We start from the raw sequence: 427 nt of genomic DNA on the forward strand, positions 1-427 counted from the left end.
GACCGTACGACCTTGTGGCAAGAATTCATGATGTACCACGCAATTGCAGTCGAAGAAAACAGTGAGCAAAACCTTCACATTTGACCGAACTTGATGTGCTTTTTTCGGTCTTAGCTCGTCTGTACGCCTCCATTGGGATGATTGGGCTTTGGTTTCAATGTCATAGCCATACACCCATGATTCGTCACCAGTTATGACCTTTTTGAGGAAATCTGGATCGTCGTTGACGATGTTCAACAGCTCCTGAGAGATGTCCATGCGACGTTGTTTTTGCTCACAATTTAGCAATTTTGGAACAATCTTCGCTGCCGCACGTTTCATGCCTAAAACATCCGTAAAAATTGCTTAGCATGAGCCAAACGATATGCCAACATCATCAGCAACCTCTCTGACAGTGATTTGACGATTATCTATAATCATTTTCTTC

General features: G+C 43.1%; 1 protein-coding gene. It reads right to left on the reverse strand.

Annotated features, from left to right (window positions below):
- Window positions 1-321 (reverse strand): hypothetical protein (locus F0U47_RS23040; protein WP_149752385.1); only part of this gene is annotated, 321 nt, incomplete at its 3' end.
- Between the last annotated feature and the right edge of the window lie 106 nt (window positions 322-427).

Source organism: Nocardioides antri (assembly GCF_008373765.1).
Taxonomy (GTDB): domain Bacteria; phylum Actinomycetota; class Actinomycetes; order Propionibacteriales; family Nocardioidaceae; genus Nocardioides; species Nocardioides antri.